22 protein-coding genes are annotated in these 18,053 nt (G+C 57.7%); 17 read left to right on the forward strand and 5 right to left on the reverse strand.

Annotation, left to right across the window (positions count from 1 at the left end):
- The first annotated feature begins 225 nt into the window (after positions 1-225).
- Both LPB19_RS11815 and LPB19_RS11820 read left to right on the forward strand, forming a co-directional pair.
- Entirely contained in the window at positions 226-1,032 is an 807-nt protein-coding gene (locus LPB19_RS11815; RefSeq protein ID WP_228289101.1) for a DUF3943 domain-containing protein, read from the forward strand.
- Positions 1,016-1,552: an outer membrane beta-barrel protein gene (locus LPB19_RS11820; protein ID WP_206643102.1), complete on the forward strand. Its 537-nt coding sequence runs from the start codon at positions 1,016-1,018 to the stop codon at positions 1,550-1,552. Before LPB19_RS11815 ends, LPB19_RS11820 begins: the two co-directional genes overlap by 17 nt.
- Here LPB19_RS11820 and LPB19_RS11825 read toward each other — a convergent pair whose 3' ends face one another.
- Positions 1,553-2,557 (reverse strand): MBL fold metallo-hydrolase, encoded by a 1,005-nt coding sequence (locus LPB19_RS11825; RefSeq protein ID WP_206643103.1) that lies wholly within the window; start codon positions 2,555-2,557, stop codon positions 1,553-1,555.
- A 217-nt stretch (positions 2,558-2,774) separates the two neighbouring features.
- On the opposite strand from LPB19_RS11825, the gene soxC reads away from it, so the two are divergent.
- The 13 genes from soxC (at position 2,775) to LPB19_RS11890 (ending at position 12,980) form a co-directional block, all read left to right on the forward strand.
- Positions 2,775-4,106: a sulfite dehydrogenase gene (gene soxC, locus LPB19_RS11830; protein WP_206643104.1), complete on the forward strand. Its 1,332-nt coding sequence runs from the start codon at positions 2,775-2,777 to the stop codon at positions 4,104-4,106.
- Positions 4,090-4,770, forward strand: coding sequence for a c-type cytochrome (locus LPB19_RS11835; RefSeq protein WP_206643105.1), 681 nt, complete (start codon positions 4,090-4,092; stop codon positions 4,768-4,770). Before soxC ends, LPB19_RS11835 begins: the two co-directional genes overlap by 17 nt.
- A 57-nt stretch (positions 4,771-4,827) precedes the next feature.
- Complete coding sequence (soxX, locus tag LPB19_RS11840; RefSeq protein ID WP_206643106.1) at positions 4,828-5,181, forward strand: sulfur oxidation c-type cytochrome SoxX; 354 nt, start codon at positions 4,828-4,830, stop codon at positions 5,179-5,181.
- 20 nt (positions 5,182-5,201) lie between these two features.
- Positions 5,202-5,684, forward strand: coding sequence for a thiosulfate oxidation carrier protein SoxY (soxY, locus tag LPB19_RS11845; protein ID WP_206643107.1), 483 nt, complete (start codon positions 5,202-5,204; stop codon positions 5,682-5,684).
- Between the two features lie 24 nt (positions 5,685-5,708).
- Positions 5,709-6,020: a thiosulfate oxidation carrier complex protein SoxZ gene (gene soxZ / locus LPB19_RS11850; protein WP_206643108.1), complete on the forward strand. Its 312-nt coding sequence runs from the start codon at positions 5,709-5,711 to the stop codon at positions 6,018-6,020.
- Positions 6,021-6,068: 48 nt separating this feature from the next.
- The gene (gene soxA, locus LPB19_RS11855) at positions 6,069-6,905 is read left to right on the forward strand and encodes a sulfur oxidation c-type cytochrome SoxA (RefSeq protein ID WP_206643109.1); all 837 of its coding nucleotides are present in this window, start codon (positions 6,069-6,071) and stop codon (positions 6,903-6,905) included.
- A 25-nt stretch (positions 6,906-6,930) separates the two neighbouring features.
- The gene (locus LPB19_RS11860) at positions 6,931-7,236 is read left to right on the forward strand and encodes a hypothetical protein (protein WP_206643110.1); all 306 of its coding nucleotides are present in this window, start codon (positions 6,931-6,933) and stop codon (positions 7,234-7,236) included.
- A 66-nt stretch (positions 7,237-7,302) separates the two neighbouring features.
- On the forward strand, positions 7,303-9,060 hold the full coding sequence (gene soxB / locus LPB19_RS11865; RefSeq protein WP_206643111.1) for a thiosulfohydrolase SoxB: 1,758 nt from the start codon (positions 7,303-7,305) through the stop codon (positions 9,058-9,060).
- Entirely contained in the window at positions 9,050-9,511 is a 462-nt protein-coding gene (locus tag LPB19_RS11870) for a DsrE family protein (protein ID WP_206643112.1), read from the forward strand. The genes soxB and LPB19_RS11870 overlap by 11 nt, the downstream gene beginning before the upstream one ends.
- A 25-nt stretch (positions 9,512-9,536) precedes the next feature.
- On the forward strand, positions 9,537-10,052 hold the full coding sequence (locus LPB19_RS11875; RefSeq protein WP_206643113.1) for a GlcG/HbpS family heme-binding protein: 516 nt from the start codon (positions 9,537-9,539) through the stop codon (positions 10,050-10,052).
- Positions 10,053-10,080: 28 nt separating this feature from the next.
- A complete protein-coding gene (gene dsbG, locus LPB19_RS11880) occupies positions 10,081-10,851 on the forward strand; it encodes a thiol:disulfide interchange protein DsbG (protein WP_206643114.1) in 771 nt (256 codons plus the stop codon).
- Positions 10,852-10,854: 3 nt separating this feature from the next.
- Positions 10,855-11,793 carry an MBL fold metallo-hydrolase gene (locus LPB19_RS11885; protein ID WP_206643115.1) on the forward strand — a complete coding sequence of 313 codons (939 nt, stop codon included), beginning with the start codon at positions 10,855-10,857 and terminating at the stop codon, positions 11,791-11,793.
- 74 nt (positions 11,794-11,867) lie between these two features.
- A complete protein-coding gene (locus LPB19_RS11890) occupies positions 11,868-12,980 on the forward strand; it encodes a BamA/TamA family outer membrane protein (RefSeq protein WP_206643116.1) in 1,113 nt (370 codons plus the stop codon).
- 66 nt (positions 12,981-13,046) lie between these two features.
- Here the strand turns inward: LPB19_RS11890 and LPB19_RS11895 are convergent, their stop codons facing one another.
- Complete coding sequence (locus LPB19_RS11895) at positions 13,047-13,886, reverse strand: DUF2914 domain-containing protein (RefSeq protein WP_206643117.1); 840 nt, start codon at positions 13,884-13,886, stop codon at positions 13,047-13,049.
- 277 nt (positions 13,887-14,163) lie between these two features.
- Between LPB19_RS11895 and LPB19_RS11900 the strand changes: the two genes are divergently transcribed.
- Together LPB19_RS11900 and LPB19_RS11905 are read left to right on the forward strand one after the other, a co-directional pair.
- Positions 14,164-14,469, forward strand: coding sequence for a hypothetical protein (locus LPB19_RS11900; protein WP_206643118.1), 306 nt, complete (start codon positions 14,164-14,166; stop codon positions 14,467-14,469).
- A gap of 127 nt (positions 14,470-14,596) precedes the next feature.
- A complete protein-coding gene (locus LPB19_RS11905; RefSeq protein ID WP_206643119.1) occupies positions 14,597-15,325 on the forward strand; it encodes a DNA/RNA non-specific endonuclease in 729 nt (242 codons plus the stop codon).
- Between the two features lie 48 nt (positions 15,326-15,373).
- Here LPB19_RS11905 and LPB19_RS11910 read toward each other — a convergent pair whose 3' ends face one another.
- The 3 genes from LPB19_RS11910 to LPB19_RS11920 form a co-directional block, all read right to left on the reverse strand.
- Complete coding sequence (locus LPB19_RS11910) at positions 15,374-15,958, reverse strand: AAA family ATPase (RefSeq protein WP_228289102.1); 585 nt, start codon at positions 15,956-15,958, stop codon at positions 15,374-15,376.
- Positions 15,936-16,340: a TA system antitoxin ParD family protein gene (locus tag LPB19_RS11915; RefSeq protein ID WP_206643121.1), complete on the reverse strand. Its 405-nt coding sequence runs from the start codon at positions 16,338-16,340 to the stop codon at positions 15,936-15,938. The genes LPB19_RS11910 and LPB19_RS11915 overlap by 23 nt, the downstream gene beginning before the upstream one ends.
- A 256-nt stretch (positions 16,341-16,596) precedes the next feature.
- Complete coding sequence (locus tag LPB19_RS11920) at positions 16,597-17,901, reverse strand: ferredoxin reductase family protein (protein WP_206643122.1); 1,305 nt, start codon at positions 17,899-17,901, stop codon at positions 16,597-16,599.
- Positions 17,902-18,053 lie beyond the last annotated feature (152 nt).

Consider the following 18,053-nt stretch of genomic DNA (forward strand, 5'->3'; position numbering starts at 1 on the left):
TTGGCTTTCGGTAAGTTTAGTCAGCGCGCAGAGCCAGGGCACGGTATCTGACCGCATTGTAATAGGCCGTTTACCTTGATGTACCGAGGCACGGATGCTAGGTGATAAAAGATCAGGCCGTTTGTTCGCTGGAGACTCTCATGCATTCCCGTTGCCGGAATTATTCCGTCGCCGATTTGAAAGATAGCTGTCATGACGCAAAAGAGTGAGTGCGGAGCCAGCGCCATGTTTCGGATAGCACGGGTTTTTCTGCTCGCTTCACTGACGTATCCGATACCTTCAGCGGTGTGGGCTTTTGAGCATGGCGATCAGTCCAATCGGTTAGACGATGGAGTCAGTCGGCTGCCAGCGCAGATGCCTCCATCCTCCTTGCATGAAAAAACGTTCCAGATTTCGTTGTTCGATCCGCAGCGCGGTGAGGACAGGGAGCGACTCTGGTCTCAAACCAAGCTCCTATTCGGTTTGGGGGTAGGGGCCGGCGCGATCGTTGCCTCGCTGCCGCGTAATCGCGACGACGGCGCGCTGGCCAGTGAATGGTGGAAGAACGTGTCATCCGGTCCTGTCTGGGACCGTGATGTCTGGTACGTCAATTACATTGGCCACCCTTATTTTGGCGCTGTTTACTACCAGGTTGCCCGGAAATCCGGCTATCGGCAGTGGGATGCGTTCGTGTACTCCTTACTGATGTCGACGTTTTACTGGGAATACGGTCTGGAAGCCTTCGCTGAAGTTCCCTCCATTCAGGATCTGGTGACAACGCCGGTCGGCGGCTGGCTCTGGGGCGAGTGGGCCTACCACAAAGAACGCGAGATTCGTCAGCGAGGGGGTACGGTCATGGGGTCGCACACCTGGGGCGACATTTCCCTGTTTTTTCTCGACCCGGTTGACGCCATCGCGGTCGGAATCAACCGGGTGATGGGGCGCGAGGTGGTGAAATCCGGAGTAGCCTCCCTGTCTGCAAGACCGGTCGAACCCGGAACCGGCGGCTCAAAAGACTACGTCTGGAGCGTGAACCTTGTTTATCAGTTCTGAACGGTGGCGACTCATTGTATTCAGCGTGTTGCTCGTCGCAGCAACCGCAGCGCAGTGCGCCGACCCGGTAACCCGTCGCATCATTTATTTTGGTGCAACCTACGGCCAATACGACTTTGCCTCGAAGCGGGGGCTGGACGATCGTCAGTTTCCGGGGGTGTCTCTGGGCCTTCAGTTCACGGAACAGGTCTCGATGGCGTTGTTTTACACCCGCGCTGACGTCACGGCCAACGACGGCCGGCCCCGGTATCGGTTGGAAAATTACTTTCTTGAAGGGGCCTGGTATTTCAATATCGCCGAGAGGTTCCGGCCTTACGTGGTTGCCGGAATTGGCGAGACCCAGGAAGCGAAGGGCGATATTTCCGCGGCGACCACCGTGAATGGCGGTGCCGGCATCAAATGGCGATTCAACCAGCACTGGGCGGCCAAGCTGGATGGCCGGGCGCTTTTCAGCCTGGATGATGACTTGACTGACAAGGCCATCATGACCTCCATCGAGTACCACTTTGGCCGGGACTGATCAGCCGCCACCGAGGGCGGCTTTCTCCATCTCCAGAAACACCCGGTAGGCATTGGCTTTATTGGACGCATCAAACGCCGGCATGGTCTCGTAGCGTGACCAGTCCGTCTGCTCATAGGCGTCTTCGAACGGGATCCAGTTGTCGACCGCATTGCCCATTTCCTCGCGAACAAAGGACAGGTAATCGTGGGTGAACTGCAGCGCCTCCATAGCATTGGAGGACGCCGGACCGTGCCCCGGCACAAGGTAGGTGGGAGCCAGCTCTCGAACCCGTTCAATGGCGTTCAGCCAGTTGGCGGAATCCACCTCCGAGCTGGCCAGATAGGGTATGCGGCCATTCTGGATGATGTCGCCGGAAAACAGCACTCCGGCCGGCTGGACCATCATCAGAGTATCATCGGACGCATGGGCCGGCCCTGCATGTACAAGGCTGAACTGGTAACTTCCGGATTCGAACGTCTGGTGACTCTCGAACGTCATATCGGGGCCAATGATCCGTGTGCTGTCATTAACCCAGGGTGCCAGAGCCTCCTGACGCTGACTTAAACGCTGGTTTGCGTCGGGGCTGTCCAGGTAATGACGGGCATGCTGGTGCGCCACCACCTTTGCCTCCGTCAACTCCTTGAACGCCTGAAGTCCGTAAACGTGGTCCGCGTGGTAATGGCTGACCACCACGTGCGAAATTGGCAATGGGGACGTATCGCGAATCTTTTCGATCATGGCTGCCCCAAGACTTGGCGTACCCAGGGCGTCGAATACCACCACACTGTCTTCGGTAATCACAAAGCCGGCGTTGGCTGTAAAACCCTGATTCTGGTTATCGGGCACCCCGGACATGCCCTGAAAATAGAAAACCCCAGTGTCTGTGACAGCCTCTGCTTGAAAGGGAATAGTGAGCTCAGGGTAGGTGGTATCGCTTTGCCCGTGCGCGATCTGAGCGATACCCGGCAGCCCGCCAACCAAGCCGGCAATTAACCCGTGAACTCCTCTCCTTGCGTGTTTCATATCGCCTCCCTCACACGCGGTTTGGCTATGCCCTAAAGCGTAGTCCGGGAAAACCGGCGGGGGGCATAAAAAATGAACGCGGCTTCACCAAAAGCTTGCAGTCCGGTGAAAAGTGTCTATACCTGAGTTATATCCTTATAACTTTTACAACAAGACCGCCATACAGTCCTGAACTGTTTGCCGGCCGACTGCCCAAGGCATCGAAGGAGGACAGCGCATGTTCGGCAAGCTTCGCCGGCTCAGTCTCGACGTGTCTAAAACGGCACTAGAAGAATCCCAGAAGTTACCATCGTCGGAGCGCCGACAGTTTCTACGGAGTGGCCTCTTCACTGCCGGTGGTGCGATGGTTGGCGGTGCCCTGGCAGGCCTCGCACCCGGCGCCCTCGCAAAATCCAAATACCCACCGGAAAACCCGTCCTGGACCCTGTCTCTCGGGCCCGGCGTCGTTGCCGACCCATACGGCATGCCCTCGCCGTTTGAAAGCGAGGTGATTCGCCGGAATGTGCCCTGGCTGACCGCCGACAAGGTTTCCTCCATCAGCTTTACACCGCTGCAGCACCTCAAGGGCATCATTACTCCGAACGGCCTGTTCTTCGAGCGCCATCATGCGGGGCGCCCGGAGGTCGATCCGCAACAGCATCGGCTTATGATTCACGGCCTGGTGGAGCGCCCCATCATTCTCTCCATGGCAGACCTGCAGCGCTTGCCCAGCGTGTCCCAGATCAACTTCATCGAGTGTCCGGCCAATGGCGGTATGGAGTGGCGCGGGGCACAGCTGAATTCGCTTCAGTTTCTGCATGGCATGGTCAGTTGCGCCGAATGGACCGGTGTTCGGTTATCCACGCTGCTGCAGGAAGTGGGCATGAAGCCGGAAGGCAAATGGGTATTGGCCGAGGGCGCAGATGGCGCGGCCATGACCCGAAGCATTCCCATGGCTAAGGCGCTGGACGATGTGATCGTTGCTTACGCCCAGAACGGCGAGGCGCTTCGCCGGGAACAAGGGTATCCCATTCGTCTTGTGGTTCCCGGCTGGGAGGGCAACACCCACGTCAAATGGCTGCGCCGGCTCGAAGTGGGCGACAAGCCCTGGATGCAACGGGAGGAAACCTCCAAGTACACCGATCTGATGGCGGATGGCTCCGCCCGTGGCTTCACCTGGGTGATGGAGGCCAAGTCGGTTATTACCTCGCCATGCCCGGAAATGCCGCTCGGGCAGAAAGGTGTCTATCAGATCGAGGGACTGGCCTGGAGCGGCAACGGCAAGGTCAAAGCGGTGGATGTGTCGGTGGACGGTGGCATGAACTGGCAGCAGGCCCCGCTTCGTGAACCCGTGCTGTCCAAATCACTGACCCGCTTCGCTCTGGAGTGGGCCTGGGATGGCAATCCGGCATTGCTGCAGTCACGGGTCATTGATGAGACCGGCTATGTCCAGCCAACGCTTCACCAGCTGCGTAAGGCCCGGGGCAGCAACTCGATCTACCACAAGAACGCCATTCAGACCTGGAAAGTCAACGCAGACGGGAGTGTGATCAATGTTCAGCTTTCGTAAATGCGGCCCAACTCTGGCGCTGATCTGCTCGGCAGCGGTTTTGATGCCGTTCAGCCAGCGCGCCTTCGCTGAATCTGCCGGCTATTACGGAGTGGGCGAAACACCCACCGAAGAGCAGATCGCGGCATGGGATATCGACATCCGCCCCGACGGTGCCGGTCTGCCAGAGGGCAGCGGCAGTGTCGATGAGGGAATGGCGGTTTATGAAACCTACTGCGCATCCTGTCACGGCGCTTTCGGCGAGGGCATGGGGCGTTATCCGAAGCTGAGCGGAGGCGAGGGTACGCTCGCTGAAGACCGCCCGGAGAAGACCATCGGCAGCTACTGGCCTTACGCATCGACCCTGTGGGATTACATTCACCGGGCCATGCCCTTCTTTGCACCGCAATCGCTCACCGATGACCAGGTGTATGCAGTGACCGCCTACGTGCTGAACCTCAACTACATCGTCGATGGTGACTTTGTTGCCAATAAGGACACCCTGCCCAAGGTTGAAATGCCCAATAGCGGGAATTTCGTCTGGGAGGACCCGCGGCCGGATATTCAGAACGAGCGTTGTATGAGCGACTGCAAGGATGAGGAGGTAAGCGTTGCCGATTCCTCGCAAGGGAAGAACCTGACCCCCAGTACCACCGGCCCGCTGGATGAAGGGCTAATCGAATAATAAACCGCATCAAAACCCACGTTTTGGTGCTTGAACACAGCCTGGGAGGATTGTGAGATGCGAAAGGGACTGGTTTCAGTGTGCTTGACCGCACTTGCACTGACGGCAATGCCGCCGGTGTACGCCGAACCCACGCAGGCGGATATCGATCGGGGCAAGGAGCTGGCCTTCAGCCGGAAGGACGGCAACTGCCTGGCGTGCCACAAGATAGACGACGGCCAACTGACCGGCACGGTAGGGCCGGAACTCGCCGACATGAAGAGCCGTTACCCCGATCGGGACATTCTGTTCAAAAGGATCTGGGATGAAACCCAGTTCAATCCGGTGACGGTGATGCCGCCATTCGGACGGAACATGATTCTGAACGAAGAGCAGATCAATCGAATCGTTGATTACCTGTACACGCTGTAAAAGGCCAAGGAGGAATAACCGTGATTGACCAAAGGCGTAGAGGATTCCTTAAAGGTGTGTTGGGGGCCAGCGTTGTTGGCCTGACTGTGGGCTCCGGTTTGATTCCACTGCGGGCGCAGGCAGCGGCGGAAGTGGCTAACTGGCCGGAAACAGCCTTCAAAACCCCGGGGGTCGACGCAACCATCTCCGAATTGTATGGCATGGAAGCGGCCGAATCTGACCAGATCTCCATGGATCTGCCGACCATCGCCCAGAATGGTGCCGTGGTGCCGGTGAGCGTCGAAACCACGCTGCCGAATGTCACCGCTATCGCGCTGCTGGTTGCCAAGAACCCCAATGCCCTGGCGGCCGCGTTCGACATTCCCGAAGGCACAGTTCCGTTCGTGTCCAACCGCCTGAAAATGGCTGAAACCACCGATGTCGTGGCGGTCGTGATTTCGGACGGCAAGGCTTACAAGGCAACCCAGAACGTGAAAGTTACCGTTGGCGGCTGCGGCGGCTGATTTTGACCGGACAGGAGAAGAAACATGGCATCCAGTATCAGAGTTCGAGCCGTTGAAAGCGGTGGCGTTACCTCCCTTAAAGCCCTGGTCCGGCACCCGATGGATTCCGGCTTTGCCAAGGATTCCTCGGGCAATGTGATTCCGGCCTATTTCATCAAACTTCTGACCATTACCCATCAGGGCAAGGAAGTGTTTGTGGCGCACTGGGGGCCGGCGGTATCGAAAGATCCGTTCCTTGAGTGCCGGTTCAAAGGCGCAAAAAAAGGCGACGAAATTACCATCAGCTGGGTCGACAGCAAGGGTGAGAGCGACTCAACCAAGGCAACCATTGGCTAAAGGTTGGGCGAGGCGGGGCAGCAGCCCCGGCGCACAGGAGGATAGGACATGCGTATAGCAAAGGCCATTCTGGTCGTAGTAGGGGCGACGCTGGCCGTGCCGCAGGCGCTGGCCGGCGCTACCCCGGAGGCAGACCGCAAGGAAACGGTGGAGTATTTCCAGCAGAAATTCCCGGACATTCCGCTGGATGAATTCGTCAACGGGCAATACGCGCTGGATGACGATCGGCGCAAGCAGTGGGAGGCGATGAGCGATTTTCCGCCGTTCGAATTTGCCGTGGCGGAAGGTCAGGAGATGTTTGAAAAGCCCTTTGCCAATGGCAAGACCTACGCCAGCTGTTTTGAGAACGGAGGCATCGGCGTGCGTCAGAATTACCCGTATTTCGACACTGAAACGAACGAGGTCGTGACGCTGGAGCTGGCGATCAACCGGTGCCGGGAAGCCAACGGTGAAAAGCCGTTAGGCTGGAAAAAGGGCCCGATTGCGTCCATTTCCGCCTATATGGCATCCACCTCCGCAGGCAAGCCCTTCAATATCGAGGTACCGAACGACGACGCGCTCGAGGCCTACAAAGCGGGCAAGGAGTTTTACTACACCCGCCGGGGGCAGCTGAACTTTTCCTGCGCCAGCTGCCACGTCCAGAACCCGGGCAACTGGATTCGCGCGGATTTGCTCTCGCCAATGCTCGGGCAGGTCGCGAATTTCCCGGTTCATCGGGCCAAGTGGGGTGAAATGGGCACGCTGCACCGGCGGTTCGTTGGCTGTAACCGAAATGTCCGGGCGGTGCCTCAGGAAGCCCAGAGTGAGGAGTACCGGAATCTGGAGTACTTCATGACCTACTTGAACAACGGCCTTCCGGTCGTCGGCCCGGCCACGCGGCCTTAACCGAACAGGATAAGGGAGAATTGTCGTGAACAAGCCGTTATTGATCCTTGCAGCGTCGTTCGTCTTGTCGCTGCCTGCAGTGTCGCAGGCGGGGGCAAAAGAGGACTTCAGCGAAATCTACCAGCAGGCTGAGAACACCCACAACCAGGCCGGAACCTTCCAGTGGACCACCACCGCCAATCAGCTGTCTGCGGCCAATGAAGCCGCCGAAAGCGGTGACTACGACAAGGCGCTGGAGATGGCCAAAAAAGCCCTGGCGTATGCGGAACAGTCATTGGCACAGCGCAAACAGCAGGAAGAAAACTGGCCCGCGGTTGCCATCGGCAACTAACCCCTCACCAGCGGCCTCCGCAACAGGAGGCCTAACCCCTCCGGTGACAACGGATAGGAGATACCCGTGTCGATTTCCCGCAGAGATTTCCTGTTTGCCATGCAGGCCGCCGCGCTGGCAGGACTGGCGCCGCGCCTGGCACTGGCGAAGAGTGGTGAGAAGCTTTACGACGCGCCAGCCTTCGGAAATGTCCGCCTGCTGCACCTGACGGATATCCACGCCCAGCTTCATCCGGTTCACTTCAGAGAGCCCAACGTCAATCTGGGCGTTGGCCCCAGCCAGGGCAAGGTGCCGCATGTGGTGGGGCAGCATTTTCTGGATCACTTTGGCGTTGCCGCCGGTTCCCCACGTGCCCACGCCTATACCTACCTGAATTACACGGAAGCGGCGCAGGAGTTTGGCCGCATGGGGGGATTTGCTCACCTGAAGACGTTAATCGACCAACTCCGGGATCAGGCGGGCAGCGGCAATTCCCTGTTACTGGATGGCGGTGATCTGTGGCAGGGCTCGGGAACCGCTTTCTGGACTCAGGGGGAGGATATGGTTGAAGCCAGCAACTTGCTGGGCATCGACATTATGACCGGGCACTGGGAATTCACTTACCCGGAGGCTCAGATCCGGAAGAACATCGGCGGCTTCAAGGGGGAGTTCCTGGCACAGAATATTTTCCTGTCCGAAGAAGCCATGTTTATGGGTGCCGAGGCGTTTGATGAATTCAGCGGTCGCGTGTTCAAGCCGTACACGGTGCGTGAACTCGGAGGCAAACGCATCGCCGTCATCGGGCAGGCTTTCCCGTACACCCCGATCGCGAATCCATCCTATTTTATTCCGGATTGGCGTTTTGGTATTCGCGAATCGGAAATGCAGCAGCTGGTTGATGAGATCCGTGCAACCGAGCAGGTTCACGCGGTGGTGGTGCTGTCGCACAATGGCATGGATGTCGATCTCAAAATGGCCAGCCGGGTAACCGGCATCGACGCCATCCTCGGCGGGCATACTCACGATGCGGTTCCGCAGCCAACCGTTGTGACCAACCCGGGTGGGAAAACACTGGTCAGCAACGCCGGTACCAACGGCAAGTATGTTGCGGTTCTGGATCTGGATATTGGTGACAGCGGGCTGCGCGATTACCAATACAAGCTGTTGCCGGTGTTCTCGGACCTGATACCGGCGGATGCCGGCATGGCCGAGTTCATTCAGACGATCCGGGCACCCTATGCTGGCAAACTCGCCGAAGAACTGGCGGTAACCGACGAACTCCTGTACCGGCGAGGCAATTTCAACGGCACGCTGGATCAGCTTATTTGCGATGCGCAGCGCAAGGTGCTGGATGCCCAGATTGCTTTGTCGCCCGGCTTCCGCTGGGGCACCAGTATTTTGCCGGGTGAAGCCATCACCATGGACGATGTCATGAACGCAACGGCGATCACCTATCCGGAAACCTACGTTCGGGAGATGTCCGGCGCCGATCTGAAACTCATCATGGAGGATGTGGCGGACAACCTGTTTAACAAGGACCCCTACTACCAGCAGGGTGGTGACATGGTTCGCGTTGGTGGCATGGATTACACCTGTGACCCCACAGCCAGCATGAATGGTCGGATCACTGATATGCGCCTGGATAACGGCGCTGCCATCGAGGCAGACAAAATGTACAAGGTCGCGGGGTGGGCAACGGTGAACTCCCGGGCACCGGGTAAACCCATCTGGGATGTGGTGGCCGATTACCTGAGGTCTGAAAAAACCGTGAAGATCGACAAGTTCAACACCCCAAAGCTCAAGAACGTCGCGGGCAATCCCGGGCTTGAAGACTATGCCGGTTAACAAAGGGGTGACGGGACTGGTCCTCGGATTGGCCATCCTGATGGCTGGCCTGGGTACCGGTGTGCAGGGGGAGCCCCTGAACGAGGATAAGCCGTTTGCGGAACAGTTCCTCCTGCTTCAGCTCAGTGATGATCAGCCCGAGAAACAGAACATGGTGCTCAGCGTGGCGGCCAACCTGTTGCAGCACTACGGGCCCGACAGCATCGACATTGAAATCACCACTTTTGGCCCGGGTGTGGCGTTGCTGGTAAATGGCAATAGCCGTACCGAACTGATCAGCAGCCTGATGGCGCAGGGGGTGCGGTTCAGTGTGTGCATGAATACGGTTGAAACCATCGAGCGCAGTACCGGGCGCGCGCCGGATCTGCACCCGGATAGCGTGCGCGTTCAGGTGGGCGTTGCCCACATCCTCGATCAGGTTAAAAAAGGCTACGTGCTGGTTCGCCCGTAGACTGCTGGACAGAATGGAGGTCGGCATGAAGAACAAAGCACTGAAAGTGATCCTGCTCACTGCTTCCGTGGCACTGTCGCCTGGTGCCATAGCTCAGGAGTCCGACCAGCCTTTGCTGGTTGAAATACGGCGAATGTCGATGGATGTAGCCCTGGCCATCGCCAAAACCGCGATTGATCACTGCCGGGAGCAAGGCGTTCAGGTTGCCGTAACCGTGGTGGACCGTGGCGGCCACCCCCAGGTTGTCCTGCGAGATGTGCTGGCCATGGACCTGGCACTGGATGTCAGCTTTCGGAAAGCCTATACGGCAATGACGTTCACCAGTGCCACCTCGGCACTGGAAGATCGGTTCACCGGTCCGTTCTCGGTCGGCAAGCTCGACAAGGTGTTGCTGTCGGCAGGGGGCATGCCGGTGCAGGCCAGTGGCGAAACCATTGGCGGTGTGGGTGTCAGTGGGGCGCCGTCCGGGCAGATCGATGAGAGCTGCGCTCAGGCCGGTGTGGCCGCGGTGGAAATGGACCTGGAAATGGCACCGTTCTGACCTACCGCTGGCTCGAGTGCGTGAAAACATGACACCAAAGTGGCTTTTAATCGTAATCCTGAATGCCTCTCTGTGGCCTTCACTCGCTTTCGGGCAATACCCGGACGCGCTTCAGGTGTTCATTGCCGAAGGCTTTAAAGCGGAAGCCAGTTTTGATGCCGGCGCAGGGGTGCAGGGGTTTGTGGGGCGTAAAGACGGCCGCCCGGTGACCTTGTATCTGCTACCGGACAAAGAACATGTCATCATTGGCGACATGTTCGATGGATTTGGACGAAACCTGAGCGCAGAGCACGTGCGCACCTGGCTGCCGGCCCCGGATCTGAGTCACGCCTGGAAAAAACTGGAGGCGGCGAGCTGGGTTGCCGAGGGACCCCCGGAAGCAAACCGAATTGTCTATGCCTTCACCGATCCCAACTGCGGATACTGCCTGGTTCTGCGCCAGAAGGCTCGGGACTATTTGAGCCGCGGGATTCAGCTTCGGCACATCATGGTTGGCATTATCCAGCCCTCCAGTCTGGCCAAGTCGGCGGGCGTGATCAGTGCCAGTGATCCGGTCAGCCAGCTGGATTTTCATGAAACCGAGTACCCGGATTCGTGGCTGGTGTCGGACGACAACATACCGGGGGACATTCGCGAACGCATCCTGGCGAACCATCGGTTAATGGAAGAACTCGGCGCCTCCGTTACGCCGACCGTGTTCTATCGCGACCAAAACGGTGTGGTCCAGCGAATCGATGGATTGCCGGATGACTCAGCGCTTGCCGAAGCGGTATTTCGTGGCGAAACAGCGGAGGAATAAAGCATGTTGCTGAAACGTTTTGCCACACTTGCTGGCCTGGCGCTGACTGCAGCGGCCGCGTTGGCCCAGCCGATTCCTGAGCAGCTGGAGCTCGTCAAGGTCACCGACCGGGTGTATTCCGCTATCGGCGCGACCGCGCCCGGAACCTACGAGAACCACGGCCATAATAACAACCTCAGTGTTGTTGTCGGTTCGGAGGGCGTGGTCGTCTTCAACGGCGGTGATAACTACAAACTTGCAGAATCCTTCCATAACGCGATCAAGCGCATTACCGACCAACCGGTGACGTACGTGGCCAACGAAAACGCCCAGGGGCATTCCATGCTGGGAAATAGCTACTGGCGCGACCAGGGTGTGCCGATCATTGCGCAGGATCACGCGGTTGAGGAGTTCTCTGCCCACGGCGAGGCCAAGCTGGCCAGGATGAAGGTTCGAAGCAAAGATAAGGCGGAAGGCACATACGTAGCTGTGCCTGACATCAGCTTTACCGACCGTTATGAGCTGGATATCGGCGATCTTACCGTTCAGCTTCTCTATTTTGGCGCAGGTCACGCCCCCGGCGACATCGCCCTTTGGGTACCCGAAGAACAGCTGCTGATTACCGGCGATCTGGGGTTTCATCAACGTTTGCTGGCGGTGTTTGAGGATACCGACGTCGGTGCGTGGATCGAGTCGTTCGACAAAATGACCCGGCAACTCGCTCCGGCGATCGTCATTCCGGGGCACGGCGAGCCAACCACGATCGATGTCGTCGAAAAAGAGACCCGCGGCTATCTGGTGTTTCTCCGGGATTCGGTGAGTCGGATTCTCGAGCAGGGCGGTGGGCTGGATGACGCCTACAATCTTGATCAGTCCCAGTGGTCGTACCTGGATACGTTTGAAGAGCTGGCGGCCAAGAATGCAGGGCGCGTGTATCAGGATCTGGAATTCGACTTCTTTTAGGAGCCGGTATCCAAGATGTCTGATGCGCGCATGCTAAGCTGAATTGGCCCCTCCATCATATAAAAGACCAGTCTATGAGCATGAAAGGCCTGACTTCCTCTCAGCCGTCGCGTGCATTAATCACCGGTTCCGCTCTCTGTTTCGTCCTTCTCGCCATCCCCGCGACGGTCGCCGCGCAAACCCCGGGTGCGGCGAGCAAAGAGCAGGCTCAGGAGGAGGAATCACCCTGGCTGCTGGTCCCGACAGTAAGCAGCGATCCCAAGGTGGGTACCACGCTGGGTGCCCTCGGTGGTTACGTTACCCGGCTGGATGAGCAGTCTACCCCGTCCATGCTCCTGTTGAGCGGCAAGTACAGCAACACCGACTCCTGGACGGGCGCCCTGTTTGGCCAGATGTTCTTTGATAGCAATCGCCAGCGCCTGACCGTCGGGTACGTCCAGGGGTTGATACGTAATGACTATGATGACTTTCTCGGATCCGGCCAGCCCGCCCAGACCACCGACAACCTCAATGCCCTGGCGGTGCGTTACATGCGCAGTGCTGGTAGCCACTGGTACCTTGGGGTTCAGGCGCTTTCCTCGAACTACTCGATCGGGGCCGATCAGCTGTTGGAGGGCATCCTTGAGAAAATCGGGCTCACCGGCTTTGACTCCAACGGTCTGGGCCTGATCGCTGAGTACGATGCTCGCGACCATCCACGCAATCCGGCCAGCGGCACTCTGTTTCGGGTCAGCAATATCGCCTACCGGCAGACGTTTGGCGGTGACGAGTCCTTTGATGTCTATAACATCCAGTATAACGATTACCGCACACTGAGCCTGGAGAACACGGTGGTGGCGACTCAGCTGTCCGGTCGCGCCACCCATAACGCACCGGTGGGCGGCTATTCATCAGTCAACCTTCGCGGCTATGTGCGCGGGCAGTCGTTAGCACCCCATTTTACCAGCGTTCAAACCGACGCGCGGATTCCTCTTGGGCCGCGCTGGGGCGCCAGTGCTTTTGCCGGAGTGGGATGTCTGTACGAAAATCCGGGCGACTGTGGCGACAGTGAGAGCCTCTATCCCATGGCAGGGGGAGGCGCTATTTTCCTGATCAAGAAAGACGCGGGGTTGGTGCTGCGGGCTGAGTACGCGCAGGGCAAAAGCGGCAATTCCGGGTTCTACCTGGCGCTGGGTCACCCGTTCTGACTGCCCCCGTGTTGCAACGAGCGTCATCACTTCCGATACAGAGGGGCAGTGACGCAAACGGCACGCTTACTGAACCGTGAATTGGCCAACAGCCAGGCGCTCACCTTCTTCGGTCACGATTTCAACCCGCCAATCTCCCAGCATGTGACGGTCGATAAATTTGGCCGAGGATGCGCGCATCGGGTCAACAAAGGGTGTGATCTCAACCCTTGCCACGCGCTCATCCTGCAGGTACCAGTCGTGAAAGTGCTTTTTGTTTATCATTTGCCGCACTTCGGTGAACAGAAAGACGCGAATCAGTCCGTCTGCCTCCATGTCGATGGTTGCTGTAAGTTGGTCGATGGGCTCTTTCTCTTCGAGTCCCGAACTGAGTTGGGCGCGGGTGAGGTTGTCGGAAAAGATCTGAATGGGTGAGGTCGGTTCGTTTTCGGGCTCCGGTTCCACGGCTTGCGCGTTGGTGGGCGCTGCGTTCACTGATCCGGCGTCGTGGGAGGCTGGAGCAGCCGATTCTTTCGGCGGTGCGGTATCTGGTAGTTCAATGTCCATCGCTGCAGTCGCCGGGGCGAAGGTTTCCGGGCTGGAAATTGTTGTTGAGGAGGGAGCTTCTCCGGCCGCTGTGGGTTCCAGTTCGTCGATAAAAACGGGGCCGTCGGGTTGTTCCGAGGGTTTTAACGCCTCAGTCTTTACCTCCGGGCTTTGTGCTTCCGTTACTGTCGTTTCATCCGTCGCTGTAAAGCGCAGCACTCCCCAGGCGATGACGCTTGCCAATATTGCAAGGATTGTGAGCGCAAAGAATATCCTCCCCCAGTAGTACACAACCATTTCCTGAGGTTCTTCGGGTTCGGGAAGTTGGCCGGGCCGGTCAAGAATTGAATAATCGTGCGCCTGGGGTTGTGTGTCTTTCACGCCTTGGTCTTCCTTGAGGTGATTTTTGACGACTCCAATTAACCGGAAAGCATAGCAAAAACCTTACGTTCCACATGGGATTTCAGGCCTTTCCGGCCATTTTTCTGTTTCTCGGCTTTGGTGGTGGGCCAGTTACTGGCGTGGGGTAGTGGTCGTGCCAGAATTTGGCGCCAGTTTTCGTGGGTGCCACAAAGTGGCATGGGTGTAAGCTTGTGCCACGAACTGGCCCCGCTATAATGGCGCGCCAAAACCTGGCACCTCCCGCCCGCAGAGCCCTATGTATCGCGATTTCAAAACCACGCTTGAGCTTGTTGTTACCGTTCTGGATAACAAAAGCCTGACCTCCGAACAGTTAAGAAAGCGCTTCGGCAACATGCCGGACCGAACCTTCAAGCGACATATGGCGACAGCCCGAAAGCATGGCGCCCAGATGGAATGCGCTACCGATGCCAGAGGGCGTTATGTCTGGTCCTGCCGTAACAAAGTGATGATCGAGCAACGGGTTCGGACATGGCTGCTGTTCGAACAGGAACGGACGCTGGTCGGGGATTCCCAGCTGGATCTGTTGCATCAGGCGCTTTGAACGGTAGTTGCGTCAGCGCTCTTGCGCTCCACGCACGCAGGCGGCGGCTTGGTGCTCTTCGAAATCCGCTAAAGTTAAAGCTTAGTCTGGCGTTTTGAGACACTCCTTTTCAAAGGAGGGCTGGGTTATGAATGATCCTTTCCAAATGCAACCAGAATTGCGTTACGGCGCGCCGGTGTGCGACGAGATACTAACCGGCCGGCACTTCACCATTGGTTACTCCTATTATTTTCGCCAAGCCAAGTGGACGCTGGAAATCATCAATAGAAACGAGTATCTGCTGACCGAGACGGAACGATTCGACAACTTCAGGGCGGATACCCGGGTGCCGACCCGGTTCCGGGCAGGGCTGAGTGCCTATAAAGGTAGCGGCTATGATCGCGGGCACCTGGTGGCCAGTGCGAATCAGGATATTCAGGAGATTCAGAACAGCGAAACCTTCCTGTTATCCAATATGTCTCCCCAACAGCCAGGATTTAACCGGCATATTTGGCGGCGACTTGAATTTGCCATTCGGGATCTGAATAACCGCGATGACATTCTCGAAACCTACGTGCTGACCGCGCCGGTGTTCTATTTTGGTATCCCCATCGAAACCATCGGCTCGGCGGATGATGACTACGGCATTTATATCCCGGTGCCGCATGGTTTTATCAAAAGCGTTCTCGCTGAAGACCGGCGCGGGAAACTCTCGCTCTGGACGTTTGAGATGAAGAACGAATCGCTGCAGGGTGGCCTGGGCGAGTACCTGGTCAGCACCTACGACGCGGAGCAGATGATCGGAGGGCGGTTCTGGGATCGGGTAAGTGGTGAGGATTTGCACCAGCAAAAGAAAAAACCCCGCCCGATGTGGTAGGCGCTGGTTTTGTTGCTTGCGTAGCGATCCGTTGGTATCGGCAGGACTTCAGGTCTCCACCAGGGTGCTGGCCCAGGCTGGCAGCGTTGGTGTGATTTGATCCCAGCGATGGGTGCGATACGCGGCAACCAGTTGGTAGGGGTGTTCGGCGCTGGAGTTATCGAATAAATACACCTCATCGCACAGTGGAGTTGCGGCCTGGATGTGCTTCAGGGTCCTCGGAATCCGGCTGCGGACTTTGTCTTCGGGAACGGAATGGCCGCCTTCGCGGATGCGTTGACTGATTCGCGCAAGATTAAGATCGGCATGTTCGACATGAAACGCGAACACCTTGATGACGTAGCCATGGGCTTTTGCCTTGGCGATGAAGTCGACCTTTGACGGGTGGGAGAAGACCGTCTCGTAGCAGAACGATTGGCCGCAGGTGAGAATGCGATCTCGCTCGCGCGCCGCCAATAGCGCGGCTTCATAACTGTTCGCCTCCGGATTGTCTGGAAAAAAACGGGCCGCGATCTGATCGGCATTCACCAGAGGCAAGCCGTGTTTGGCCAGGAACTGACGGTAGAACGTCGATTTGCCGGATCCATTCCCGCCAACCAGTACCCACAGTTCAGGCGGCGTCGTCCTTTTCAACGAAGGCTCCATTTTCGAAGTAACCAACTCGTACGGTTCCGCTGGGCTGTATCTGCTCCAGATAGCCTGGATGGCTGAGCGAGGCCTGATAGATGGTGCCGGATGCGGTCAGTCGCCGGGTCAGCTCGCCGGATTGCCCCAGCTGTGCCACGTCAGCGAGCACCTGGTCAGAGGAGGGTGGCTGCACACGGACGCGCTCAGGCTTGAGCTCCAGTAATCCCTGGCTGAGTGCCACAAGATCCTCCTGGGACAGCGAGTCAGCGACGATCTGGCCGATTTCGGCCCAGTATTGAATTTGCTGGGGTGTCGAGCGCCGGGCTGCCTTGCCAATGGCGGCGGCTTCTTTCAATAGTTTGGCGTCGAGCCGGATGGGTGAGGGCATGGTTGGTACCTCAGGTTTGGCGATTACTGTTCGATTGTAGTAAAAAGCAGCAAATGTAGCAAAATGCAGCAAATGTAGCAAAATGCAGCAAGCTTTATTGGAGTGGCCGTTCGCCGTGCCTGAGACCAAGAAGTTAAGCCTGTCGGACACATGCAGTCATCAGCGCAGGGCAAACACAAGAAGCATCAGACACAATGTGAGGTTCAGCACCCAGATGATCCAGGGAGTCCGCCCCCGGCTTTTGCGTTTTTGAGCTTTAGTCATAGTCAAACCGCTCCGACAGGATGCGATGAGAGGGCGTTCCGCGTTCGATCAGGTGGTCCTCAACGGCATCCATCATCGCCGCCGGCCCGCACATGACAAACACCCACTCCCCGAATTCTTGCTCTGAAAAGATGCGATCCATAAGCGCGCCATCAATGAAGCCGGCTTCTCCCTGCCAGGCTTCGGGCGGTTCTGACAGCACATAGACCACGTCCTCCGAGCCCAGTTCCTCGCGATAGGCAATTTGCTCGACCGCCCGATTCCCATAGAACACCTTCACCTTGCGCGAATCACCGCTCAGACGCAGTTGCCTGAGTATGCTCAGCAGCGGCGCAAGGCCGACACCACCTGCGATGAGGGCAATTCCCGGTTCCGGGCGATTGTCGACAGACAGATTTCCGTAAGGGCCGTCCAGGTAGGCAGTGGTGCCGGCTTCGATCTGGCCAATGCTGCAAGTGAAGTCGCCACGCTCCTTAACCATGAACGATATTTCCGGACCGGCTGCAGGTGCGGAACAGATCGAGAACGGATTTTCTTTCATAGAGAACGTATTGTGGCCCACATTAAGCCAGACAAATTGACCCGCCTTGAACGCGAGGCCTTGATGCCCATCTGGCGTCACGGTCACCTCCCATTGCCTGGGTGTCAGCTGGACCACCGAACTGACACGCCATGGGCGCGCCTTTTGCAGAAGTGGGACTACCAGATAAACCTTCAGCAGAGATCCGGCAGCCAAACCTGTTAAGGCCAGCCACACCCAGGTCATGACAGGTTCAGATCCGTAACGGCCTGCATATACTGTGTGGTGCAGCAAAAGCAGTGCGATCAGGAGCGCGCCAATGCCGTGCAAAAGTCGCCATGTCTCGTATTTGTACCCGAGTTGAGTGCGCCCGATGGCCAGCAGAACAAGGCTTGGAAGCAGGAGGTAAGCGGCTATCCCTGTCGATAGCGCGGAGAAGTCGGTCGTGATCGTCAGCGCCCTCGTGGGGTCCCACGGGCGTTGGCCACCGGACGGCGTTCCCAGGTAGAGAAACGGATGCAGCAGAGCAAAGACCAGAGCTGTGCGTGCCATGAGCTGGTGAAATCTCATGGTCACATCCATTCCGATGCCTCTCGAGATGGTCTTGGAACGGCCAGACAGGACGAACTCGATAAGGATCATGGAGAAGGCGAGAATGCCAAGGCCCGATGCCAGTTCCTGGTGAAACGCCCGCGGCGGCCCTCCGACCCACGCGGACACAGCCAGTGGCAGTGTGACAGCGACAAGGTAAGCAACGATCAGCAAGAGCGGTTTCATTTGTCTCGTCTGTTTCACTTCCTGTGGCCCTTCAATTTAGCCCTCTGCTGAGCCTCCGGCAACGCAATAACGACGAGAAAGCCTTGATGCAGCTCTGGTGATTCGATTTTTCGTGTGGCCCACAGCAGCGGACCCGGTCAAAAACCGGGTCC

The sequence above is a fragment of the Marinobacter salinisoli genome, assembly GCF_017301335.1.
Lineage (GTDB): Bacteria > Pseudomonadota > Gammaproteobacteria > Pseudomonadales > Oleiphilaceae > Marinobacter > Marinobacter salinisoli.